17 protein-coding genes and 1 tRNA gene are annotated in these 24,228 nt (G+C 70.2%); 9 read left to right on the forward strand and 9 right to left on the reverse strand.

Going from position 1 to position 24,228, the window contains the following annotated elements; all coding sequences use genetic code 11:
• Positions 1 to 192: 192 nt before the first annotated feature.
• On the forward strand, positions 193 to 4,479 hold the full coding sequence (locus IE294_RS20230) for an nSTAND1 domain-containing NTPase (protein ID WP_189888099.1): 4,287 nt from the start codon (positions 193 to 195) through the stop codon (positions 4,477 to 4,479).
• Positions 4,480 to 4,666: 187 nt separating this feature from the next.
• On the opposite strand, the gene IE294_RS20235 is transcribed toward IE294_RS20230, so the two are convergent.
• From IE294_RS20235 to dnaA, 9 genes are all read right to left on the reverse strand, one after another.
• A tRNA-Ile gene (locus IE294_RS20235) sits at positions 4,667 to 4,743 on the reverse strand.
• A 112-nt stretch (positions 4,744 to 4,855) separates the two neighbouring features.
• Complete coding sequence (locus tag IE294_RS20240; protein WP_189888101.1) at positions 4,856 to 5,605, reverse strand: DUF3566 domain-containing protein; 750 nt, start codon at positions 5,603 to 5,605, stop codon at positions 4,856 to 4,858.
• A gap of 18 nt (positions 5,606 to 5,623) precedes the next feature.
• Positions 5,624 to 8,218, reverse strand: a complete 2,595-nt coding sequence (gene gyrA / locus IE294_RS20245; RefSeq protein WP_189888104.1) for a DNA gyrase subunit A — start codon at positions 8,216 to 8,218, stop codon at positions 5,624 to 5,626.
• Positions 8,219 to 8,260: 42 nt separating this feature from the next.
• A complete protein-coding gene (gene gyrB, locus IE294_RS20250; protein ID WP_189888107.1) occupies positions 8,261 to 10,342 on the reverse strand; it encodes a DNA topoisomerase (ATP-hydrolyzing) subunit B in 2,082 nt (693 codons plus the stop codon).
• Positions 10,343 to 10,738: 396 nt separating this feature from the next.
• The gene (locus IE294_RS20255) at positions 10,739 to 11,305 is read right to left on the reverse strand and encodes a DciA family protein (RefSeq protein WP_189888109.1); all 567 of its coding nucleotides are present in this window, start codon (positions 11,303 to 11,305) and stop codon (positions 10,739 to 10,741) included.
• On the reverse strand, positions 11,302 to 12,423 hold the full coding sequence (gene recF / locus IE294_RS20260) for a DNA replication/repair protein RecF (RefSeq protein WP_189888112.1): 1,122 nt from the start codon (positions 12,421 to 12,423) through the stop codon (positions 11,302 to 11,304). Before recF ends, IE294_RS20255 begins: the two co-directional genes overlap by 4 nt.
• Positions 12,424 to 12,476: 53 nt before the next feature.
• On the reverse strand, positions 12,477 to 13,352 hold the full coding sequence (gnd, locus tag IE294_RS20265) for a phosphogluconate dehydrogenase (NAD(+)-dependent, decarboxylating) (protein WP_014673776.1): 876 nt from the start codon (positions 13,350 to 13,352) through the stop codon (positions 12,477 to 12,479).
• A 230-nt stretch (positions 13,353 to 13,582) separates the two neighbouring features.
• Complete coding sequence (gene dnaN / locus IE294_RS20270; protein ID WP_189888115.1) at positions 13,583 to 14,713, reverse strand: DNA polymerase III subunit beta; 1,131 nt, start codon at positions 14,711 to 14,713, stop codon at positions 13,583 to 13,585.
• 979 nt (positions 14,714 to 15,692) lie between these two features.
• Positions 15,693 to 17,639: a chromosomal replication initiator protein DnaA gene (dnaA, locus tag IE294_RS20275; protein WP_189888117.1), complete on the reverse strand. Its 1,947-nt coding sequence runs from the start codon at positions 17,637 to 17,639 to the stop codon at positions 15,693 to 15,695.
• Positions 17,640 to 18,012: 373 nt separating this feature from the next.
• On the opposite strand from dnaA, the gene rpmH reads away from it, so the two are divergent.
• From rpmH to IE294_RS20315, 8 genes are all read left to right on the forward strand, one after another.
• A complete protein-coding gene (gene rpmH, locus IE294_RS20280) occupies positions 18,013 to 18,150 on the forward strand; it encodes a 50S ribosomal protein L34 (RefSeq protein ID WP_003956500.1) in 138 nt (45 codons plus the stop codon).
• Between the two features lie 21 nt (positions 18,151 to 18,171).
• Positions 18,172 to 18,543 (forward strand): ribonuclease P protein component, encoded by a 372-nt coding sequence (gene rnpA, locus IE294_RS20285; RefSeq protein WP_078611778.1) that lies wholly within the window; start codon positions 18,172 to 18,174, stop codon positions 18,541 to 18,543.
• Complete coding sequence (gene yidD / locus IE294_RS20290; protein ID WP_030640154.1) at positions 18,540 to 18,914, forward strand: membrane protein insertion efficiency factor YidD; 375 nt, start codon at positions 18,540 to 18,542, stop codon at positions 18,912 to 18,914. The genes rnpA and yidD overlap by 4 nt, the downstream gene beginning before the upstream one ends.
• 3 nt (positions 18,915 to 18,917) lie before the next feature.
• Positions 18,918 to 20,189: a membrane protein insertase YidC gene (gene yidC, locus IE294_RS20295; RefSeq protein WP_189888119.1), complete on the forward strand. Its 1,272-nt coding sequence runs from the start codon at positions 18,918 to 18,920 to the stop codon at positions 20,187 to 20,189.
• Between the two features lie 15 nt (positions 20,190 to 20,204).
• Complete coding sequence (locus IE294_RS20300) at positions 20,205 to 20,717, forward strand: Jag family protein (protein ID WP_189888121.1); 513 nt, start codon at positions 20,205 to 20,207, stop codon at positions 20,715 to 20,717.
• A gap of 117 nt (positions 20,718 to 20,834) precedes the next feature.
• Positions 20,835 to 21,551 carry a 16S rRNA (guanine(527)-N(7))-methyltransferase RsmG gene (rsmG, locus tag IE294_RS20305; protein ID WP_189888123.1) on the forward strand — a complete coding sequence of 239 codons (717 nt, stop codon included), beginning with the start codon at positions 20,835 to 20,837 and terminating at the stop codon, positions 21,549 to 21,551.
• A gap of 319 nt (positions 21,552 to 21,870) precedes the next feature.
• Positions 21,871 to 22,944 (forward strand): ParA family protein, encoded by a 1,074-nt coding sequence (locus tag IE294_RS20310; RefSeq protein WP_079082346.1) that lies wholly within the window; start codon positions 21,871 to 21,873, stop codon positions 22,942 to 22,944.
• Positions 22,941 to 24,041: a ParB/RepB/Spo0J family partition protein gene (locus IE294_RS20315; RefSeq protein WP_189888125.1), complete on the forward strand. Its 1,101-nt coding sequence runs from the start codon at positions 22,941 to 22,943 to the stop codon at positions 24,039 to 24,041. Before IE294_RS20310 ends, IE294_RS20315 begins: the two co-directional genes overlap by 4 nt.
• Positions 24,042 to 24,228: the final 187 nt, after the last annotated feature.

Here is a 24,228-nt window from a genome sequence, read left to right on the forward strand (position 1 = left end):
CTCTCCGAGCGCTGGGCCGGTGGCCTGTCCGGACGGTGTGTGACGGGTCCGCTACCGGGTTCGGATCCTGCCATCTGTCGCCACCGCGGAGGAGGTTCCGGTCTCCGGTCCGGCCCTTAACCGCAGGTCAGGCGTATAAGGTGAGTTTTCCGGTCCGGACGTCACACGCGGAGGAAAGTAAGGGGTGGGACCTTGAGTTCCGACTCAGGGGCACGCACAGCCTTCGCCGAGCGCCTCGCGCTGCTGTACAAGGAGGCCGGAAATCCTCCCCTCAAGAGCGTCTCGGAAGCGGTCGTACGGCTCCAGCGGATCGATGAGCGCGGCCGGCCGGTACGGGTGTCCGCGCAGCGGATCAGCGACTGGCGCCGGGCCAGGAACGTACCGGCCCAGTTCGCCGCCCTCGCGGCGGTCCTGCACATCCTGATCCCGGACGCGCGGCGGCTGCGTCCCGCCCCGGTCTCCGCCGGCCTGTACGACCTCGCCCACTGGCAGCGGCTGTGGGAGCTGGCGGTGGCCGGACCGGCCGGCGACCGGCCCGCGCCGCCCTCGGAGGAGAACCGGCGGCCACCGGCCCAGGCCCCGCCCGTCGCCGGTGGCGTGTGTCCGTACCGGGGGCTGGCCCCGTACCGGCGGGAGGACGCCCGGTGGTTCTTCGGCCGGGAGCGGAGCACGAAGGCCCTCGTCGCCCAGCTCCGCGCGGCCGAGCGGTCCGGCGGTCTGGTCATGCTGGTCGGCGCCTCGGGAGCCGGAAAGTCCTCCCTGCTGAACGCCGGCCTGGTCCCGGCGGTCCGGGGCGGGGCCCTGGGCGCGGGGGATCACGCCGGAGCTGGGGACGCGGGTGCGGGGGCTTACGGCACGGGGGCTCATGGCGGGGCCGGGAACGCGGGCGCGGGCGGCAAGGGGTCGGCAGCCGACGGGACGGTCCCTCCCCGGCGGGAGGGGGCACCCACCGGAGAGCCCCCCGCCCAGTTCCCCGCACCTCCGCCCCCGGACCACTCCGACCAGCCCGGTACCCCTTCCACCGACCACCCCGGTGACCCTTCCACCGATGACACCGGCGACCGTCCCGCCGACCCGCCCGGCCCCGTCCTCCAGTTCGTCCCCGGTGCCGATCCGCTGGGCGAGCTGGTCCGCCGGGTCCCCGGTCTCGCCGCCGTCGCCGCCGACGCCCGCAGGGCCGAGCGGGAGGCGGCACGGAACCCGGCGCTGCCGGGCTGCGACGCCCCGCACATCACCCGGGCCGTACGCGAGGCGGTCGCGGCCTGGGCGGACCGCGCGACGGGCCCGGACGACCGGCCGGTCGTCATCGTGGACCAGTTCGAGGAGGCGTTCACCCTCTGCGCCGACGAGGCGGACCGGCGCGTCTTCGTCCACTTCCTGCACGCCGCCTGCACCCCGCCCCCCGGCGCCGCCGGATCCGCGCCCGTCCGGGTCGTCCTCGGCATCCGAGCCGACTTCTACGAGCAGTGCCTCGGCTACCCGGAACTGGCCGACGCGCTCCAGCACCGGCACATGGTGCTCGGCCCGCTGACCAGCACCGAACTGCGCGAGGCGGTGACCGGTCCGGCCAAGGCGGTGGGGCTGGAGCTGGAGCCGGGCCTCGCCGAGCTGATCGTGCGCGAGGTGAGCGCCGACGGCCCGCGCGGCGCGCACGACGCGGGCGTGCTGCCGCTGCTCTCGCACGCCCTGCTGGCCACCTGGCAGCGCCGGAAGGCCGGCCGGCTGACACTGGCCGGCTACCGCGCGGCGGGCGGCATCCAGGGCGCGGTCGCGGCGACCGCCGAGCGCGCCTGGTCCCGGCTGGACCCGGCGGCCCGTGCCGCCGCCCGGCTGCTCCTGCTGCGGCTGGTCCGGCTGGGCGAGGACACCCAGGCCACCCGCCGGCGCGGCACCCGGCGGCAGCTGGCGGAGGAGTCGTCGGACCCCGGCAAGACGGAGGAGTCGCTGGAGGCCCTGGTGCGGGCCCGGCTGGTGACGCTGGACGCGGACACCGTGGAGATCACCCACGAGGCGCTGCTGCACGCCTGGCCCCGGCTGCGGCACTGGATCGACGAGGGCCGGGGCGACCATCTGCTGCGCCAGCGGCTGGAGGAGGACGGCCGGGCCTGGGAGGACTCGGGCCGGGACAGCTCGCTGCTGTACCGGGGGTCGCGGCTGGAGCAGGCCCGCGGCTGGGCCCGGTCGGCCGGGGACACGTACCTGACCCGGAGCGCGGTGGAGTTCCTGGCCGCCTCGGTGCGGCTGCGCAAGCGCTCGGTGTGGCTGAGCCGGGCCGCGGTCGCGGCGCTGGTGGCGCTGGCCGTGCTCGCGGCCGGTACGGCGGTGATCGCCTGGAAGCAGCGGGACGACGCCGTGTTCGAGCAGGTGCTCGCCGAGGCCGACCGGGTCCAGCACACCGATCCGTCCCTGGCCGCCCAGCTCGACCTGGTCGCGCACCAGCTCCGCCCCGGCGACGAGGGCACGTACAGCCGTCTGATCTCGATCGTGAACGCGCCGCTGGCCACCCCGCTGTCCGGCCACACCGGCGCCGTCTACCTCACCTCCTTCAGCCCGGACGGCAACACGCTGGCGACGGCCGGCTACGACCGCACGGTCCGGCTGTGGGACGTGACCGACCCGAACCGCCCGGCCCCGCTCGGCGCGCCCCTGACCGGCCACACCAGCTGGGTGAGCAGTGCCGTCTTCAGCCCGGACGGCCGCACCCTGGCCAGCGCCGGCGACGACGGCACGGTCCGGCTGTGGGACGTGTCCGACCCCGCGCACGCCCGCCCGCTGGGCACGCCGCTCGCCGGCCACCAGGGCACGATCTACCTGGTGGCCTTCAGTCCCGACGGGCGCACGCTGGCGACGGCCGGCGAGGACCGTACCGTGCGGCTGTGGGACGTCACCGACCCGCGCCGGCCCGGTGCCCTCGCCACCCTGCGCGGGCACGGCGCCGCGGTGCGCTGTGTGGCGTTCGCCCCGGACGGGCGGACGCTCGCGACGGGCGGCGACGACGACACGATCCGGCTGTGGGACGTCTCCGCGCCGCGCCGGCCGCAGCCGGTCAGGACGCTGCGGGGGCACACGGACCTCGTGCACTCGGTGGCCTTCAGCCCCGACGGGCGCACCCTGGCCAGCGGCAGCGCGGACGACACCATCCGGCTGTGGGACGTGGCCGACCCCGCCCGCGCCGCGGCGGTCGGCTCGCCGCTGACCGGCCACACCGGCCCGGTCTGGTCGGTGGCGTTCAGCCCGGACGGCGTCCGGCTCGCCGCCGCGAGCGCGGACAGCACGGCGAGCCTGTGGAACGTCAGCGACCCGGGCTCCCCGTCCCAGGTCGGCGAGCCGCTGGCGGGGAGCAGCGGTGAGATGTACGCCCTGGGGTTCCGCCCGGACGGCCGTACCCTCGCCACCGGCAGCGGGGACGGCAAGGTGCGCCTGTGGTCGGTCCCGACCTCGGACATGATCGGCCGGAGCGGAGCGTTCCGCCCGGACGGCCGGGTGCTGGCCACGGCCGCCCGGGACGGCAGGCTGCGGCTGTGGAACGTGACGCGGCCCGGCCGGCCCGTTCTGCTCGGCGAGCCGTTCATGCGGGCCGACGGCGACGAGCGCTCCCTGATGTTCTCCCCCGACGGACGCACGCTCGCCGTCCTCACCGGCGTCCGGACGGTCCACCTGTGGAACGTCACCGATCCCGCCCACCCGGTCGCCGCCGGCCCGCCGCTGCACCTGCGCACCCGCTTCATGGGCTCCGACGCGCTCGCCTACAGCCCGGACGGCCGCACCCTGGCCACCGCCTACGACGACCGCACCGTCCAGCTGTGGGACGTGACCGACCCGGGCCGCCCGGCCCCGCTCGGCAGCCCCCTCACCGGCCACCGGGGCTACATCAACAGCCTCGTCTTCAGCCCGGACGGCCACACGCTGGCCAGCGGCAGCGCGGACAGCACGATCCGGCTGTGGAACGTGACCGACCGCGCGCACACCCGCCCGCTGGGCACGCCGCTCACCGACCACTCCGGCCCGGTCAACGCGCTCGCCTTCGGTCCGGACGGCCGCACGCTGGCCAGCGGCAGCGACGACGACACCGTCCGCCTGTGGAACACCAGCGACCCCGCGCACGCCGAACCCCTGGGCAAGCCGCTCACCGGCCACACCGAGGCGGTCACGTCCCTGACGTTCAGCGCCGGCGGCGACACCCTGGCCAGCGGCGGCAGCGACAACACGGTCCGCCTGTGGAACGTCACCGACCCCGCCTCGGCGACCCCCATCGGCCAGTCGATGAGCCCCAACGCCAAGACCGGCAACTTCCTCATCTTCAGCCCCGAGAGCCACGTCCTGGGCGTCTCCAGCGGCGCCGACACGGTCCGGCTGTGGAGCCTGGACGCCGACACGGCGATCCGGCACATCTGCTCGGTCACGCGAGGAGTCCTGACCCCCCAGCGCTGGCACGAGTACCTGCCGCGCCTGGGCTACGACCCCCCGTGCGGTCGATGATCGGCCAACCTGCGGGATTCCCCCCGTACTTGGCCCCACACAACCGACAACCTTGTTACCCTTGGCCATAGCCCGATCGCTGGTGCATCCCCCGTCGCCAGCGGTCGGGCCTTTTTCTTGCCCCGAACCCCCGCCACCCCCGAACAGCAGAAGACCCCCGGTCCTGCTGGACCGGGGGTCTTCTCGCTGGTGGGGCTAACAGGATTTGAACCTGTGGCCTCATCCTTATCAGGGATGCGCTCTAACCAACTGAGCTATAGCCCCGCCGCGCTCTGCGGTGTGTGTCCCGCGCGCTGACTCCTGAAGATTAGCGCACGACCGCGTCAGTCCCAAAATCGGTTGTCGGGGGACCGTCGGAACGCCGCTGGTCCACGGGTCACTCGTCCTCCGCCAGCGTCAGCTCGATCCCGCCCACGAACCCCGCGGAGAGGTTGTAGATGAACGCGCCGAGCGTCGCGAGCGCCGTGGCCAGGACCACGTCGATGACCGCGATGATCGCCGCGAACGTCAGGACGTGGGGGAGCGACAGGAACGCCTGGAGGTCGAAGCCGTTCGCCTCGTTCGAGCCGGTCGCCTCCGAGATCGTGCCGCCGACCGTCGAGAACACGCCCATCGCGTCCATGACCATCCACAGCACCGCCGAGGCGACGACCGTGCAGATGCCGAGCGCGATGGAGAGCAGGAAGCTGACCTTCATCACCGACCACGGGTCGGCCTTGGCCACCCGCAGCCGCGCCTTGCGGGTCCGCGGCGCCGTCCGCACACCCGTGCGCGGCTTGCGCGTCGCGCCGGCGGGCGCCTGCGCCGGATAGGCCTGCGGCGGGTGGTAGGGCCCGTCGGCCTGCTCCGGGCGCCGCTCCCCGGGAAGCGGCGACGCCGGCCGCGCCTCACCGGACGCGGCCGGGCCTCGGGTGTCCGTCACAGTTCCCCCCTGGGATCCAGACGTACGGGAAGAGTCCGTCTCGGACACCTTCACCGGCTTCAGGTTCGTCGTCTGCGGGTCGTGCGCACCACCGGCGGGCGCATTCCCCGCGGGCAGCGCGTTCGCGGCGGAGCCACGGCCGCCGCCGTCCGTTTCCGTACCCGTGGAGGTACCGGCCGATCCGGCGCCCGTGGCTCCGCTCACGCTGACTCACTCCTCGTGCTACTCGGCCGAGGGTGCCTCACCCTCGTCCGTGCCGGTGATCGCGGCACCCTCGGCGGTCTCGTCCACGGCCACGTCGCCGTCGACTTCCTCCGCCTCGCGCCCCGCTTCGGCGTTACGTGCGATACCGACCACGGCATCGCGCTTGCCCAGATTGATCAGTTGGACGCCCATGGTGTCACGGCCCGTCTCCCTGACCTCGCTGACTCGCGTGCGAATCACACCGCCGGAGAGGGTGATCGCGAGGATTTCGTCGTTCTCCTCGACGATCAGCGCGCCGACGAGCGAACCACGGTCCTCCACGATCTTGGCGGCCTTGATGCCGAGGCCGCCGCGGCCCTGGACGCGGTACTCGTCGACGACGGTCCGCTTCGCGTACCCACCGTCGGTGGCAGTGAACACGAACGTACCGGGTCGCACCACATTCATCGAGAGAAGCTCGTCGCCCTCCCGGAAACTCATCCCCTTGACGCCGGAGGTGGCGCGGCCCATCGGGCGCAGGGAATCGTCCGAGGCGGTGAACCGGATCGACTGTGCCTTCTTGCTGATCAGCAGCAGATCGTCGTCCGCCGAGACCAGCTCGGCGCCGATCAGCTCGTCGTCCGAACCGTCCTCGCGTTCCCGCAGGTTGATGGCGATGACACCGCCGGAGCGAGGCGAATCGTAATCCTTCAGTGGCGTCTTCTTGACCAACCCCGACTTGGTGGCCAGCACCAGGTACGGCGCCGCCTCGTAGTCACGGATCGCCAGGATCTCGGCGATCGCCTCGTCCGGCTGGAAGGCGAGCAGGTTCGCCACGTGCTGGCCGCGCGCGTCCCGGCCGGCCTCGGGCAGCTCGTACGCCTTCGCCCGGTACACCCGGCCCTTGTTGGTGAAGAACAGCAGCCAGTGGTGCGTGGTGGAGACGAAGAAGTGGTCGACGATGTCGTCTTCCTTCAGCTTCGTGCCGCGCACGCCCTTGCCGCCGCGCTTCTGCGCCCGGTAGTCGTCCGTCTTCGTCCGCTTGACGTAGCCGCCGCGCGTGACGGTGACGACGATGTCCTCCTCGGCGATCAGGTCCTCGATGGACATGTCGCCCTCGTACGGGATCAGCTTGGTCTGGCGGTCGTCGCCGTACTTCTCGACGATCGCGGCCAGCTCCTCGCTGACGATCCCGCGCTGGCGCACCGGCGAGGCGAGGATCTCGTTGTACTCGTTGATCTTCGCCTGGAGTTCGTCGTGCTCCTGGACGATCTTCTGCCGCTCCAGGGCCGCCAGCCGGCGCAGCTGCATCTCAAGGATGGCGTTCGCCTGGATCTCGTCGATCTCCAGGAGGCCCATCAGGCCGCTGCGCGCGATCTCGACGGTCTCACTGCGCCGGATCAGCGCGATGACCTCGTCGATGGCGTCCAGGGCCTTCAGCAGACCGCGCAGGATGTGGGCGCGCTCCTCGGCCTTGCGCAGCCGGAACCGGGTCCGGCGGACGATGACCTCGATCTGGTGCGTCACCCAGTGGCGGATGAACGCGTCCAGGGACAGGGTGCGCGGCACGCCGTCGACCAGCGCCAGCATGTTGGCGCCGAAGTTCGTCTGGAGGTCCGTGTGCTTGTACAGGTTGTTCAGCACGACCTTGGCGACCGCGTCCCGCTTCAGGACGATCACCAGGCGCTGGCCGGTGCGCGAGCTGGTCTCGTCGCGGACGTCCGCGATGCCGCCGATCTTGCCGTCCTTCACCAGGTCGGCGATCTTCTGCGCCAGGTTGTCCGGGTTCACCTGGTACGGCAGCTCGGTCACCACCAGGCACTGGCGGCCCTGGATCTCCTCGACCTCGACCACCGCGCGCATCGTGATGGAGCCGCGCCCGGTGCGGTACGCCTCCTCGATGCCCTTGCGGCCCACCACCAGGGCGCCGGTCGGGAAGTCGGGGCCCTTGATGCGCTCCATGAGCGCGTCCAGCAGCTCCTCGTGCGAGACCTCGGGGTTCTCCAGGTACCACTGGGCGCCGGCCGCGACCTCGCGCAGGTTGTGCGGCGGGATGTTGGTGGCCATGCCGACCGCGATACCGGCCGAGCCGTTGATCAGCAGGTTCGGGAAGCGGGCCGGCAGGACGGTCGGCTCCTGGGAGCGGCCGTCGTAGTTGTCCGTGAAGTCGACGGTCTCCTCGTCGATGTCCCGGACCATCTCCATCGACAGCGGCGCCATCTTGCACTCGGTGTAGCGCATGGCCGCCGCGGGGTCGTTGCCCGGGGAGCCGAAGTTGCCGTTGGAGTCCACCAGCGGCATCCGCATCGACCACGGCTGGGCGAGGCGCACCAGGGCGTCGTAGATGGAGGAGTCACCGTGCGGGTGGTAGTTGCCCATGACGTCGCCGACGACACGGGCGCACTTGTAGAAGCCGCGCTCGGGGCGGTAGCCGCCGTCGTACATCGCGTACAGCACACGGCGGTGGACGGGCTTGAGACCGTCCCGGACGTCGGGCAGCGCACGGGACACGATGACGGACATCGCGTAGTCCAGGTACGAGCGCTGCATCTCCGTCTCAAGCCCGACGGGCTCGACACGCATCACGAGTTCGCCGCCCTCTTCGGGGGTGACGGGAGTGTTCTCGTCGGCCATTGCTGGTGAAGATCCTTCCTGGTGCGGTCAGCTGAGACCGACTCAGATGTCGAGGAAGCGGACGTCCTTGGCGTTGCGCTGGATGAACTGGCGACGGGCCTCGACGTCCTCGCCCATGAGGACCGAGAACAGGTCGTCGGCCTGGGCGGCGTCGTCCAGGGTGACCTGGCCGAGGACCCGGTGCTCCTGGTCCATGGTGGTCACGCGCAGCTCCTCGGCGTTCATCTCGCCGAGACCCTTGAAGCGCTGGATCGAGTCCTCGCGGACGCGCTTGCCACGCTGGCGGCCCATCTCGATCAGCGCGTCGCGCTCGCGGTCCGAGTAGGCGTACTCCACGTCGTCACGGCCCCACTTGATCTTGTACAGCGGGGGGCGGGACAGGTACACGTGCCCGGCCTCGACCAGCGGCCGCATGAAGCGGAACAGGAAGGTCAGCAGCAGGGTGCTGATGTGCTGGCCATCGACGTCGGCGTCCGCCATCAGGATGATCTTGTGGTAGCGGAGCTTCTCGATGTCGAAGTCCTCGTGCACACCCGTGCCGAAGGCCGAGATCAGCGCCTGGATCTCCTGGTTCTGGAGGATCTTGTCGATCCGGGCCTTCTCCACGTTCAGGATCTTGCCGCGGATCGGGAGGATCGCCTGGTACTGCGGGTTCCGGCCGGACTTGGCCGAGCCGCCGGCGGAGTCGCCCTCGACGATGAAGATCTCGCACTTGGCCGGGTCGTTGGACTGGCAGTCGGCCAGCTTGCCCGGCAGCGACGCCGACTCCAGCAGCCCCTTGCGCCGGGTCAGGTCACGGGCCTTGCGGGCCGCCACGCGCGCGGTGGCCGCCTGGATGCCCTTGCGGATGATGTCCGCGGCCTCGACCGGGTTACGGTCCAGCCAGTCGTTGAGGTGCTCGTAGACCGCCTTCTGCACGAAGGTCTTCGCCTCCGTGTTGCCCAGCTTGGTCTTCGTCTGGCCCTCGAACTGCGGCTCGCTCAGCTTGACCGAGATGATCGCGGTCAGACCCTCACGGATGTCGTCACCGGTGAGGTTGTCGTCCTTCTCGCGCAGCAGCTTCTTGTCGCGCGCGTACTTGTTGATGAGGCTGGTGAGGGCCGCGCGGAAGCCCTCCTCGTGCGTGCCGCCCTCGTGGGTGTGGATGATGTTCGCGAAGGAGTACACGCCCTCGGTGTAGCCGCTGTTCCACTGCATGGCGACCTCGAGGGACAGGCTCTTGTCCTTGTCCTCGGCCTCCAGCGAGACGACCGTGGGGTGCACCGCCTCTCCCTTGCGGGAGTTGAGGTACTTCACGAAGTCGACGATGCCGCCCTCGTAGTGGTACGTGACGGTCTTGACCTCGGCCTTCTCGTCCGCACCCGCCTCGTCCGCGCCGCTCGTGGCCTTCGCCGACTCGCGCTCGTCGGTGAGCCGGATCGTCAGGCCCTTGTTGAGGAACGCCATCTCCTGGAAACGCCGGGACAGCGTCTCGAAGGAGTACTCGGTGGTCTCGAAGATCTCCGGGTCGGCCCAGAAGGTGACCGACGTACCGGTCTCCTGCACCGCCTCGTGCTTGACCAGCGGCGCCGTCGGGACGCCCATCTTGTAGTCCTGCGTCCAGCGGTGGCCGTCGGTCCTCACCTCGACGGCGACCTTGGTGGACAGCGCGTTGACGACGGACACACCGACACCGTGCAGACCGCCGGAGACGGCGTACCCGCCGCCGCCGAACTTGCCGCCCGCGTGCAGCACGGTGAGCACGACCTCGACGGCCGGCTTGCCCTCGGAGGGCACGATGCCCACCGGGATGCCACGGCCGTTGTCGACGACGCGCACGCCGCCGTCGGCGAGGATCGTCACGTCGATGGTGTCCGCGTAACCGGCCAGCGCCTCGTCGACCGAGTTGTCGACGACCTCGTACACCAGGTGGTGCAGTCCGCGCTCGCCCGTGGAGCCGATGTACATGCCGGGCCGCTTGCGGACCGCGTCCAGCCCTTCGAGCACGGTGATGGCGCTGGCGTCGTAGGACGCGGAGGCCGCGGCGGACTCCGTGGCCTCGGCGTTCACGCCGGCATCGGTGGACGGGATGTTCTCGTTGGGGTTGCCGGAATCGGCCACGAAGCGCCCTTTCTGGCACAGCACGAGCCGGGCTCGTCGGCAGGTTGCCGGAGCGGCTGCGGCATGTTGCGTTGGTAAGCCTTGATCAGCGTTGCTCAGCTTTTCCCGGGCGGTCCCCACGTTGGGGCGGGATTGTCTTCCAGTCTACCGGTAGCACTGACATCGATGGGGGTTTGCGGGCACCTGAGCTCCCATGTGCCGCCCTCAACCGGTCTCCGCCGGGTACCGATATACGGAAGGGGGCTCCAAGCGGCTCACAGCGGCACTCAGCGCTTCGAGCCGTCAACCCGTGGCTACCGACGGGTCAGATGGCGATCCGAGGCCGGTCGCCGGGGGTTCCGGGGCACCCCGCAGCGGTGATCCACACCTGTGGACGGGGGTACGGCGGCACGCCGGGCCGGACGCCCGACGTGAGGTACATCACCCGTAGGTGTCGCCGGGTCCGGTGCTCCCCGGAGCCCGCAGCGGGCCGTAGCGGCGGGCCTGGCCGCCCGGATTCAGCACCTTGATGATCCGTACGCTGCCGTGCCCGAGGTCCTCGTTGATCCGCGCGACCAGGGTGGGGGCGAGCACCCGGAGCTGGGTCGCCCAGGCCGTCGAGTCGCACTGGACGGTCAGCACCCGCTCGTCCTCGTCGTACCGCTGCGGCACGCAGTGCTTGGCCAGGTCCTCGCCGACGATCTGCGGCCAGCGGCCCATCACCCCGCCCACCGCGGCCGGCTTCTCCCAGCCGCGCTCGGTGATCAGCCGGTTGATCGCCGCGCCCAGCGCCATCGGGTCGCGCCCGTCGGCGCGTGCCCCGGAGCGCAGGCCGCCGCCGCGCCGCGCCTGCTTCTTCTGCCGCGCCGCGTCCCCCCGCGCGCGTGCCTGCTCCTTCGCCGCGCGCAACGCCACGCGCGCGAGGTCGACGCCGGAGGGCTCGTCGCCGCCCCGGGCACCCGTCTTCCGGGGGTTCGGGGTGCTCGGGCCCGGCTCTTCGGTGCTCATACGCGCTCCACCGTCCCGCCGGCCACCGCGTACCGCGCGCCGGCCAGCACAGCGGGTACGTCGTCGTCCACGGCGGCGGTGACCAGCACCTGCTCACCGGGCGCGACCAGCTCCGCCAGCCGCTCCCGGCGGCGGGCGTCCAGCTCGGCGAAGACGTCGTCCAGGATCAGCACCGGCTCGTTGCCCTCGGCGCGCAGCAGGTCGTAGGAGGCCAGCCGCAGCGCGAGCGCGTAGGACCAGGACTCGCCGTGCGAGGCGTAGCCCTTGGCGGGCAGCTGACCGAGTTTGAGGAGCAGATCGTCCCGGTGCGGTCCCACCAGGGTGACGCCCCGCTCGATCTCCTGCTTGCGCGCCTGGGAGAGGGCCGCCGTCAGCTGGGCGTAGAGGTCCTCGCGCGTGTGCGCCTCACCGGGCGCCGACGGCTTGTACTCCAGCGCGACCGGACCACCGCCGGGAGCGAGCTGTTCGTACGCCTTGTCGGCGAGCGGGCACAGCGCGGCGATGAGATCCATCCGCTGGGCGAGCAGCTCCGCGCCCGCGCGCGCGAGATGCTGGTCCCACACGTCGAGCGTGGACAGATCCATGGACCGCCCACCGTGCCGGCGGGCCAGCGCGGCCGTCTTCAACAGGGTGTTGCGCTGCTTGAGCACCCGCTCGTAGTCCGAGCGCACACCCGCCATCCGCGGGGACCGCGCGGTGATCAGCTCGTCGAGGAACCGCCGCCGCTCGCCCGGGTCGCCCTTGACGAGCGCGAGGTCCTCGGGCGCGAACAGCACGGTCCGGACGATCCCCAGCACATCCCGCGGTCTGACCTGCGAGGACCGGTTGATGCGGGCGCGGTTGGCCTTGCCCGGGTTCACCTCCAGCTCGATGAGCTGCTGCCGGTCGCCCTGCCGGACCTGCGCCCGCACCACCGCCCGCTCGGCGCCCATGCGGACCAGGGGGGCGTCGGAGGCCACCCGGTGGCTGCCGAGGGTCGCCAGGTATCCGACCGCCTCCACGAGGTTGGTCTTGCCCTGTCCGTTGGGGCCGACGAAGGCGGTGACGCCCGGGTCGAGCGGGACCTCGGCCCGGGCGTACGAGCGGAAGTCGGCGAGCGACAGATGCGTGACGTGCATGGCGGGACCGCCGACCTCCCTCAGGCTTGTGGATCGCGGAGCGACCCTGTGGATTACTTCTTCTCCACCGCGTGACCGCCGAACTGGTTGCGCAGCGCGGCGATCATCTTCATCTGCGGCGAGTCCTCCTGGCGGGAGGCGAACCGCGCGAACAGCGACGCGGTGATCGCCGGCAGCGGCACCGCGTTGTCGATCGCGGCCTCCACGGTCCAGCGTCCCTCACCCGAGTCCTGCGCGTAACCGCGCAGACCGTCCAGGTGCTCGTCCTCGTCGAGGGCGTTCACCGCGAGGTCCAGCAGCCAGGAGCGGATGACCGTGCCCTCCTGCCAGGAGCGGAAGACCTCACGGACGTCCGTGACGGAGTCGACCTTCTCCAGCAGCTCCCAGCCCTCGGCGTAGGCCTGCATCATGGCGTACTCGATGCCGTTGTGGACCATCTTCGCGAAGTGGCCCGCACCGACCTTGCCCGCGTGCACCGAACCGAAGTCGCCCTCCGGCTTCAGCGCGTCGAAGACCGGCTGCACCTTGGCGACGTTCTCGGCGTCGCCGCCGTACATCAGCGCGTACCCGTTCTCCAGGCCCCACACGCCCCCGGAGACACCGCAGTCGACGAAGCCTATGCCCTTGGCGGCCAGTTCCTCGGCGTGCCTCTCGTCGTCCGTCCAGCGGGAGTTGCCGCCGTCCACGACCACGTCGCCGGGCTCCAGCAACTCGGCCAGCTGGTCGATGGTCGACTGGGTGGGCTCACCGGCCGGGACCATCACCCAGACCACGCGCGGGCCCTTGAGCTTGCCCACGAGCTCTTCCAGGCTGTGGACATCCGCGAGGTCCGCGTTGCGGTCGTATCCGATGACGGTGTGGCCCGCGCGGCGGATCCGCTCGCGCATGTTGCCGCCCATCTTGCCGAGGCCGACGAGACCGAGCTCCATCAGTTGTGTTCCTTAGGTCGCTGTGTGGCGTGAGAGGCACCGGAGATGCCGAGCCGAGCCTAAACCCGGACGCTCATGCACAGCTGTGGGCATAGCCGCTCACCTGCGAGAACGGCCTCGTCCACGGATTCGTGCCGCCGTAGCCGCGCGGCCGGCGCCCACCCGTCCGGCCGACCGCGGTGCCGGGCGCCCCTGCGGCACCCGGCACCGTGCACAGCTGCGGACAGCGGTCAGCCGCTGAGCCGCACCGGCATGATCAGGTACTTGTACGCCTCGTCGGCCTCCGCGTCCACCGCCGGCTTGCCGCTCAGCAGCGCCGGCTTCGTGGACGTGGTGAACGACAGCTGCGCCACCGGCGAGTCGATCGCGCTCAGACCGTCCAGCAGGAACGTCGGGTTGAAGGCGATGGAGATGTCATCGCCGTCCAGCTGGGCGTCCACCCTTTCCACAGCCTGTGCGTCGTCGCTCGACCCGGCCTCCAGGATCAGCACACCCTGCTCGAAGCTGAGCCGCACCGGGGTGTTCCGCTCGGCGACCAGCGCCACGCGCTTGACGGCCTCCACGAACGGCGCGGTCTCGATCACGGCGATGGAGTTGAACTCGGTCGGGAACAGCGTGCGGTACTTGGGCAGGTCGCCTTCGAGCAGGCGCGTGGTCGTCCGCCGCCCGGCGCCCTCGAAACCGATCAGGCCCTCACCGGCACCGGACCCGGACAGCGCCAGCGTGACGCTGTCCCCGGCGCCCAGCGACTTCGCGGTGTCCAGCAGCGTCTTCGCCGGGACCAGGGCGACCGCGGACGCGTCGGGGTTCTCCGGCTTCCACAGGAACTCGCGGACCGCGAAGCGGTAGCGGTCGGTGGAGGCCAGGGTGACCGTGTCGCCCTCGATCTCGATGCGCACACCGGTGAGCACCGGGAGCGTGTCGTCCCGGCCGGCCGCGATGGCCACCTGGGAGACGGCGGCGGCGAAGACCTCACCGGGGACGGTGCCGGTCGCGTTCGGCATCTGCGGCAGCGACGGGTACTCCTCCACAGGCAGGGTGTGGAGGGTGAACCGGGAGGAGCCGCACGTCACGGTGACCCGTACACCGTCTGTGGAAATCTCCACCGGCCGGTTGGGCAGGGCGCGGGAGATGTCGGCGAGCAGCCGGCCGGAGACGAGGACGGTGCCCTCCTCCTCGACCTCCGCCTCGACGCTCACCCGCGCGGAGACCTCGTAGTCGAAGCTGGACAGGCTGAGCTGGCCGTCCTCGGCCTTCAGCAGCAGGCCGGCGAGGACAGGCGCCGGCGGACGGGCCGGGAGGCTGCGTGCGGCCCACGCCACTGCCTCCGCGAGTACGTCGCGTTCCACCCGGATCTTCACCGTAAGCCGCCTCCTGATGCTGCCGTTGCTGCTGAGTCCTCCGACTCGGTGTCACCGCCCTCTGCGACGGGAAGGACACCGGAACCAGTCTGACGCACGGCACTGACAGTAGGTGCCCGTTGGGGTCAAGTCCGACCGAGGGGCAGCCGGGCCCGAGACAGCGAGTTGTGCACAGGCCCCGCTTCGAAACGATTGCCGAGCTCTCTCTAGTCGGGAGTAGTAGTAGGGCCTGTGGATACCGTGGATAACCACGTTTGCCCAGCTCAGCGCGGATATTTTGTCCACCGGTCCTGTGGGTGGAGGCAGTGGACAACCGGGGCTGTCTGTGGAGAACGGAAAGTTCTGCACACGTCGCCCACAGGCTGAGGGCAGTTCTCCCCAGCTGTGTCCCCAGGAATACCCAGGTTTCCCACACCCCAATCCGGCAGCTTCCTGTGACGGCTTTCACTCGACGCGGTGAGCGGGTGCGCCGGGTTGCCGAACAGTGGACAGCGCTGTGGAGAAGCTGGGGATCGCTGGGGACAACTGCCCCCAGCCTGTGGGTCGCCGGTGGACAACTCCGTGCACAGGCTGTGGATCTCCGCGTTGTCCACAGTCTGTGGAGATCGTTCGTCCACGATTCCACAGGCCTCTGAGCTGGGCGGAAGCCGTGGACGAGGCGTGCCTGTGGACACAGTTCGGGACAACTCCGCAGTCCCCAGGATGTGGACGGAAGAAAGTCACCGAATCTGTGGAGAGTGGCCGTAACCAGGCGAGTAATCGAACACCGGATGGCGGGCGGCCGTGCCCGCATGGCCACCGCAGGCCGCACCGTCGGCCTCCCGGGAGCCGTGCCGTCGGCGGCGGAGGGTGATCCCACCCGCCCGCTCAGCCCGTCCACCGGAAGCGGGGAACGGCCGACGGGGACGCGAAGAGGCGCCCCCGGGATCTCCGTCCCGAAGGCGCCTCGGTGCCGCGTACGGCCGGCGTGGGCCGCCGGTCAGCCGTTCTTGATCCGGTTGGTCAGCTCGGTCACCTGGTTGTAGATCGACCGCCGCTCGGCCATCAGCGCCCGGATCTTGCGGTCGGCGTGCATGACGGTCGTGTGGTCCCGCCCACCGAACTGCGCCCCGATCTTCGGCAGCGACAGATCCGTCAGCTCCCGGCACAGGTACATTGCGATCTGCCGCGCGGTGACCAGCTGACGGCCTCGCGAGCTGCCGCACAGGTCCTCGACCGTGAGCCCGAAGTAGTCCGCCGTTGCCGCCATGATGGCCGGCGCGGTGATCTCCGGCGTCGAGTCCTCGCCCCCGGGGATCAGGTCCTTCAGGACGATCTCCGTCAGGCCCAGGTCCACCGGCTGCCGGTTGAGCGAGGCGAACGCCGTCACCCGGATCAGCGCGCCCTCCAGCTCACGGATGTTCCGTGAGATCCGGGAGGCGATGAACTCCAGCACCTCCGGCGGGGCGTTGAGCTGCTCCTGCACCGCCTTCTTCCGGAGGATCGCGATGCGCGTCTCCAGCTCGGGCGGCTGGACGTCGGTGATGAGGCCCCACTCGAACCGGTTCCGCAGCCGGTCCTCCAGCGTGACCAGCTGCTTGGGCGGCCGGTCGCTGGAGAGCACGATCTGCTTGTTGGCGTTGTGGAGCGTGTTGAAGGTGTGGAAGAACTCCTCCTGCGTCGACTCCTTGTCCGCGAGGAACTGGATGTCGTCGACGAGCAGGATGTCCATCTCCCGGTAGCGCTTGCGGAAGCTGTCGCCCTTGCCGTCGCGGATGGAGTTGATGAACTCGTTGGTGAACTCCTCCGAGCTCACGTACCGCACGCGCGTGCCCGGGTAGAGGCTGCGCGCGTAGTGCCCGATGGCGTGCAGCAGGTGCGTCTTGCCGAGCCCCGACTCCCCGTAGATGAACAGGGGGTTGTAGGCCTTCGCCGGAGCCTCGGCGACCGCGACCGCCGCCGCGTGCGCGAACCGGTTGGAGGCGCCGATGACGAACGTGTCGAACAGGTACTTCGGGTTCAGCCGGGCGGTCGGCTCACCGGGGCCGCTCGTCGGCGCGGGCTGCGCGGCCAGCGGTCCGGGGGCGCCCGCCGAGGGCACGTCCGGGCGGCCGTGACCGCCGCGGTGCACCGGCGGCTCGTGCAGCTCACGGCGGACCGGTTCACGCTGGTCGTACTCGGGCCGGGACGGTTCGTAGTCCGCGCGCGGGGAGTCGTAGTCCGGGCGGGACGGCTCGTAGTCCGCGCGCGGGCTGTCGTAGTCGCCGCGCTGCTGCTCGTACGGAGGCCGGTCCATGCCCTGCGGGCGGTAGTCCTGCGACGGCGAGCCGTACGCGTCCGCGCCGGAGCCGTAGCCGTCCTGGGACGACGGCGAGGCGTACGGGTCCCGCTCGGGGAAGCCGAGCCGGGGCTGCTGCCAGCCGTACTCGTCCTGGCCGGGGCGCGGCCAGGCGCCGGGCTCGGGGCGCTGGTACTCGGACGGGTAGGCCGGGCGGGCGGTGGGGAGCTGGTCCGGGCGGGCGGGCGGCAGCTGCTCGCGCGGGTCGCCGCCCGGGCGGTCGCCGCGGTGGCGGCCGTAGCCCTCATAGGGCCCCGCGGGAAGTTCCGGTTCCTCGTAGCGCGGCTTCGGGGTCTGCTGCGCGGGGGGCGCGGTCGGTGCCGGCGGCTCGCCCGCCGAGTCGTCCACGGTGATCGCGATCCGGATGGGGCGGCCGCACTCCCGGCTCAGTGTCTCGCTGACGATCGGTGCCAGGCGGCCTTCCAGGACGCCCTTCGCGAATTCGTTCGGCACGGCGAGCAGGGCGGTGTCCGCGACCAGCGCGAGCGGCTGGCAGCGCCGGATCCAGTGCTCGTCCTTCGCCTCCACACCCTGTCCGCGGCCCTCTCCGAGGAGCTGCTCCAGTACTCGTGGCCACACTGCGGCAAGATCGGCAGGTACGTCAGCCACAGGGCACGCTCTCTCACAGGTCCCACGAACGTGTGGTTCAGGGACGGGTCGGGATGAAAATCAGGTCGGGCGGGGATAAGGGAACGAATCGGAGTTCAGCCACGGTAGTCAGCGCGGCGGGTGCGGTTCAAGTTGTTGTCCCCAGCCTGTGGATAGTGTCCCTCGGCGACCCTCGGTTTGACCGGATGGCTCAGCCCCGCGTACCGTAACCAGGTCGAGTTGTCGATGGCTGCTGCCGCCTGCCTCCGATGGGCACAGATCACTTCAGGTGATCGGGAAGCGGTGCACTCGGGCGTGACGCGAGCTACTCGTGGGCGCACGGTGACAGCCAGGACGGCACCCCGCCACTACCGATTTCTTCTGGAGCCCCCGAGTGAGCAAGCGCACCTTCCAGCCGAACAACCGTCGTCGCGCGAAGACCCACGGCTTCCGGCTGCGTATGCGCACCCGTGCCGGCCGCGCGATTCTCGCGTCCCGCCGTAGCAAGGGTCGCGCCCGCCTGTCCGCCTGATCCCGATCAGGTCATGACGTCGTGCTGCCCACCGAGAACCGGCTGAGGCGGCGCGAGGACTTCGCGACCGCGGTACGACGAGGTCGTCGGGCCGGACGCCCGACCCTCGTCGTCCACCTTCGAAGCGGTGCAACGGACCCGCACGCGCCTGGGGAGAGCGCTCCCCCGACGCGTGCGGGTTTCGTCGTGAGCAAGGCCGTGGGTGGCGCGGTCGTGCGCAACACAGTGAAGCGCAGACTGCGCCATCTGATGCGTGACCGGGTCGCCCTGTTTCCCCCCGGTAGCCTGGTAGTCGTACGAGCGCTGCCCGGAGCGGGCGACGCCGACCACGCACAGCTGGCCCGAGACCTGGATGCCGCCCTTCAGCGGCTGCTGGGAGGGGGCGCGCGATGAAGTACCCGCTGCTGGCTCTGATCAAGCTCTACCAGTGGACGATCAGTCCGCTGCTGGGGCCGGTGTGCAAGTACTACCCGTCGTGCTCCCACTACGGCTACACGGCCATCGACCGGCACGGTGCGATCAAGGGAACGGCACTCACCGCCTGGCGCATCCTCCGGTGCAATCCGTGGTCGCTGGGCGGTGTGGACCATGTTCCGCCGCGTAAGCGCCCGCGGTGGCACGAAATGCTGCGCAACGCGTGGCGCGCACGCAGGGGCGGGCCCTCCGCCGCCGAACCGGCCACCGAAGCGAAGCCCGAGAAGCCTGCTTCCGAGCTTCCTCCGAGCCCGGCCGCAGAGACCTCGTCCCATGCCCAAGGAGCATGATTAGTGGACACGATTGCCAGCCTCTTCAGCTTCATCACAACACCCGTCTCATGGGTCATCGTCCAGTTCCACACGGTCTACGGCGCCCTCTTCGGCCCTGACACCGGGTGGGCCTGGGGCCTGTCCATCGTGTCCCTGGTGATCCTGATCCGCATCTGCCTGATCCCGCTCTTCGTGAAGCAGATCAAGGCGACCCGGGCCATGCAGACGCTCCAGCCCGAGATGAAGAAGATCCAGGAGCGCTACAAGAACGACAAGCAGCGTCAGTCCGAAGAGATGATGAAGCTGTACAAGGAGTCGGGCACCAACCCGCTCTCCTCGTGCCTTCCCATCCTGGCGCAGTCCCCGTTCTTCTTCGCCCTGTACCACGTGCTCAACGGCATCGCGTCGGGCCACACCATCGGCGTCATCAACGACTCGCTGCTGGCCAGTGCCCGTAAGGCGCACATCTTCGGGGCCCCGCTCGCCGCGAAGTTCAAGGACGGCTCCGACACGATCCACGCCCTGGGCGCCTCGGTCACCGACGTCCGTGTCGTGACCGTGATCATGATCGTCCTGATGTCGGCGTCGCAGTTCTACACGCAGCGCCAGCTGATGACGAAGAACGTCGACACGACGGTGAAGACGCCGTTCATGCAGCAGCAGAAGATGCTGATGTACGTCTTCCCCATCATGTTCGCCGTCTTCGGTATCAACTTCCCGGTCGGTGTCCTCGTCTACTGGCTGACCACCAACGTGTGGACCATGGGCCAGCAGATGTACGTCATCCACAACAACCCGACTCCGGGTTCCAAGGCCCAGGCCGCCTACCTGGAGCGTCTGACCAAGCACGTCACGCACCACGGCAAGGTCAGCCGCCGGAGCGAGAAGACCATCGTCAAGGCGATCGTCGCCAAGGGACGCGACCGCAACGAGTTCGAGCGCAAGTTCATCAACGCGCTGACCAAGGCCGGCCTCTCCGCCCAGAGCGACGGCACCGTGGTGAAGAGCACGGTCCAGGCCGCGGCGCAGACCGAGGACGGTGCGCCCGTCGACACCACCGCAGCCGCCGCCGCCCGGCGCCAGCAGCCCAAGCGTCAGACCAAGGCCCAGCGCCAGTCCGGGCCCAAGCAGGCGGGTGAGCCCACCTCGCTGGAGAAGTCCGACGAGCCGCAGGACGCCAAGCCCGCCGCTGCCAAACAGCCCCAGAAGCCCGGCTCCGGCACCCGCAGCAAGGCCCAGTCCGGCCAGCGCAAGGGTGGCCCGCAGCGGCCCAAGTCCCCGTCCAAGAAGTAAGAAGGAGCCCATCCCGTGACGGAAGGCACCACCTCCGCCGCTGCCGAGGGTGCAGACACCCTCACCCGCCTGGAGCAGGAGGGTGAGATCGCGGCGGACTACCTGGAGGGTCTGCTGGACATCGCCGACCTCGACGGCGACATCGACATGGACGTCGAGGCCGACCGCGCCTCCGTGTCGATCATCAGCGACACCGGCGGGCGCGACCTTCAGAAGCTGGTCGGCCGGGACGGCGAGGTGCTGGAGGCGCTCCAGGAGCTGACGCGCCTGGCGGTGCACCGGGAGACCGGCGACCGCAGCCGGCTGATGCTGGACATCGCGGGGTACCGGGCGAAGAAGCGGTCCGAGCTGTCCGAGCTGGGCGCCAAGGCCGCCGCCGACGTCAAGAGCACCGGCGAGCCCGTGAAGCTGAAGCCGATGACCCCGTTCGAGCGCAAGGTCGTGCACGACGCGGTCAAGGCCGCAGGGCTGCGCAGCGAGTCCGAGGGCGAGGAGCCGCAGCGCTTCGTCGTCGTGCTGCCCGCCTGATCGGCTCTCCCATTCCACCGGCCCCGTCTGTTGAGCAGGCGGGGCCGAACTTTGTCAGCCTGGTAGTTCTGGTGGCCGGTGCGCGAAGCGCCGGCGCTGTACGGAAGGACGGTCCCCGTGACGGAGGCAGCGGAGCTTCCCCCCGCGCCCGAGCAGGCGCGCGAAGTGTTTGGTGATCGCTTCGCCGATGCGGTCCGCTATGCGGAACTGCTCGCCGAGGCGGGCGTGCAGCGCGGCCTGATCGGCCCGCGGGAAGTGCCCCGTCTGTGGGAGCGGCACATCCTGAACTGCGCGGTGCTCTCCGAGGCCGTCCCCGAGGCAGTGACGGTCTGCGATGTCGGCTCCGGCGCCGGGCTGCCGGGCATCCCGCTGGCCCTGGTCCGCGACGACCTGAACATCACGCTGCTGGAGCCCTTGCTGCGGCGCACCAACTTCCTCACGGAGGTCGTCGAACTGCTCGGCCTGGACCACGTCACCGTGGTGCGCGGCCGTGCCGAGGAGGTCCTGGGCAAGCTCCCGCCGGTCCATGTGGTGACCGCCCGGGCCGTGGCTCCGCTCGACCGCCTGGCCGCCTGGGGCATTCCGCTGCTGCGGCCGTACGGCGAGATGCTCGCGCTCAAGGGCGACACCGCCGAGGAGGAGCTGAAGGCATCCGCTGCCGCGCTCAGCAAGCTCGGCGCGGTGGAGACGTCCATCCTCCACGTGGGTGAGGGCATTGTGGATCCGCTGTCGACGGTGGTGCGGGTTGAGGTCGGTGAGAGCCCGGGCGGTGTGCGCTTCGCCGCCAAGCGGGCGAAGGCGGCCCGGACGGGACGGGCGCGCCGACGCCGCTGATCCGTCCTGACGACGAGACGTACTCCACACAAGCTGCCAAACCCGCGCAAGCCGGAGTGTCGCGACGATCCGGTCCCAGCCGCTGTGCATCGTGTTTCACGTGAAACGTCGCTCACTGTTGCACGGCATCATCAGTCGTGGCCGCGCTGCGGCCGAACCGCGCGACCGAAAGCCTCTCGGTTCCCTCGGAGAGGTCCCCGCCCCGGACACTCCGGCCCCATCCCCGACAACTCCGTCCCCCTCCAGGGGCACGGAGTTGTCCACAGAGGTGGATTTCTCCACAGAAGACCCGGCCTCACTGGTTCATGACCCCGAAGACATGGGAGGCTCTGTTCATTGCGAGCCTGAAGTCGAGGAGAGTGAATCCTTGCGGTCCGACGCCAACATCGCGGGACCGATGACCGATCCGGTCCCCGGTCCCCGCACCGAGTCGATGGGGGCGGATGTTTCACGTGAAACACCGCCTCCGATGGACGACACTCCCATCGGTCGTGCGGCCCAACTGGCGGTGGAGGCTCTCGGCCGCGCCGGCGAAGGCCTGCCTCGACCGGAGCAGACCAGAGTCATCGTGGTCGCCAACCAGAAGGGTGGCGTGGGCAAGACGACGACGACCGTCAACCTTGCCGCTTCGCTGGCTCTGCACGGTGCCCGCGTCCTGGTGATCGACCTCGACCCGCAGGGCAACGCATCGACAGCCCTCGGGATCGACCACCACGCCGACGTTCCTTCCATCTACGATGTGCTGGTCGAAAGCAAGCCTCTCGCTGAGGTCGTCCAGCCCGTCGTAGATGTCGAAGGTCTCTTCTGCGCCCCCGCCACCATCGATCTCGCCGGTGCGGAGATCGAGTTGGTGTCCCTGGTGGCCCGCGAGAGCCGGCTCCAGCGGGCCATCCAGGCGTATGAGCAGCCGTTGGACTACATCCTCATCGACTGCCCGCCCTCGCTCGGCCTGTTGACGGTCAACGCGCTTGTCGCGGGTGCCGAGGTACTCATCCCGATCCAGTGCGAGTACTACGCGCTGGAGGGACTCGGCCAACTCCTGCGCAACGTCGACCTGGTGCGGGGGCACCTCAACCCCGCCCTGCATGTGTCGACCATCCTGCTCACCATGTACGACGGCCGGACGCGCCTTGCTTCCCAGGTCGCGGAGGAGGTGCGCAGCCACTTCGGTGACGAGGTGCTACGGACGAGCATTCCCCGCTCCGTCCGTATCTCCGAGGCACCGAGTTACGGGCAGACGGTGCTGACTTACGATCCAGGATCGAGCGGCGCCCTCTCGTATCTTGAGGCCGCCCGAGAAATCGCGCTGAAGGGCATCGGCGTCAGCTATGACGCGAGCCAGGCCCATATCGGCGCTCAGAAAGACCAGAGCATGGTGGAGGGGATCCAGTGAGCGAGCGACGGAGGGGTCTGGGCCGTGGTCTCGGCGCACTGATCCCTGCTGCCCCGACGGAGAAGGCGCCGGCTCCGGCGGCGATGGGGGGCGGAGGAACCAGCTCCCCCGGAGCCGTTCCGGTGCTGACGACCGACCGCGGGGTGGCAGCGGCGAAGGTGGCCACGCTGCCGCCGGTTGCACAGGAGACCGAGGTGGCTCCGGCGAACCCGGCCGTCGAGGTGCCCGCGCCCCCGATGGGGGCCCACTTCGCCGAGATCCCCCTCGACGCCATCACGCCGAACCCACGCCAGCCGCGTGAGATCTTCGACGAGGACGCGCTCCAGGAACTGGTCACCTCCATCAAGGAGGTCGGTCTCCTCCAGCCCGTCGTGGTGCGGCAGCTGGGTCCCGGTCGCTATGAGCTGATCATGGGCGAGCGGCGCTGGCGCGCCTGCCGTGAGGCCGGCCTGGAAGCCATCCCGGCCATCGTCCGGGCCACGGACGACGAGAAGCTCCTCCTGGACGCGCTGCTGGAGAACCTGCACCGCGCGCAGCTGAACCCGATCGAAGAGGCCGCTGCCTACGATCAGCTGCTGAAGGACTTCAACTGCACGCACGACCAGCTGGCCGACCGGATCGGTCGGTCCCGTCCGCAGGTCTCCAACACTCTGCGTCTGCTGAAGCTGTCGCCGACCGTCCAGAAGCGGGTGGCGGCCGGAGTGCTCTCGGCCGGCCACGCGCGGGCGCTGCTGGCCGTCGAGGACTCTGAGGAGCAGGACCGGCTGGCGCACCGGATCGTGGCCGAGGGACTGTCGGTCCGCTCCGTGGAAGAGATCGTGACGCTGATGGGCTCGCGGCCTCAGAAGGCCTCGCGCTCCCGGGGGCCCCGGGCCGGGTCGGTGCCTTCGCCGGCGCTGAGCGAACTGGCCACGCGGCTCTCGGACCGCTTCGAGACGCGGGTAAAGGTCGAGCTGGGCCAGAAGAAGGGCAAGATCACCGTGGAGTTCGCCTCCGCGGATGATCTGGAGAGGATCCTCAGCACGCTCGCCCCGGGCGAGAAGCTGGCTCTCCAGAAGAGCCTTCTGGAGAGCGACGGCGAGGAGACGCAGGACTGATCCTCGGGCGATGCCGTCCCGTGGAGCAGCGGAGCGGACCGTGTCCGGTGTGTACCGGAACACGGTCCGCTCTTTGCTTTGAGGCGGTATCGAGTGAATCCGATCGTGGATACGATGCGATCAGATAGAGCATCCACCGGACAGCGTCTGCATCTGTGAGTGGAGAGACGGGGGCAGCCGCTCGCGA

Source organism: Streptomyces canarius (assembly GCF_014650735.1).
Classification (GTDB): domain Bacteria; phylum Actinomycetota; class Actinomycetes; order Streptomycetales; family Streptomycetaceae; genus Streptomyces; species Streptomyces olivaceoviridis.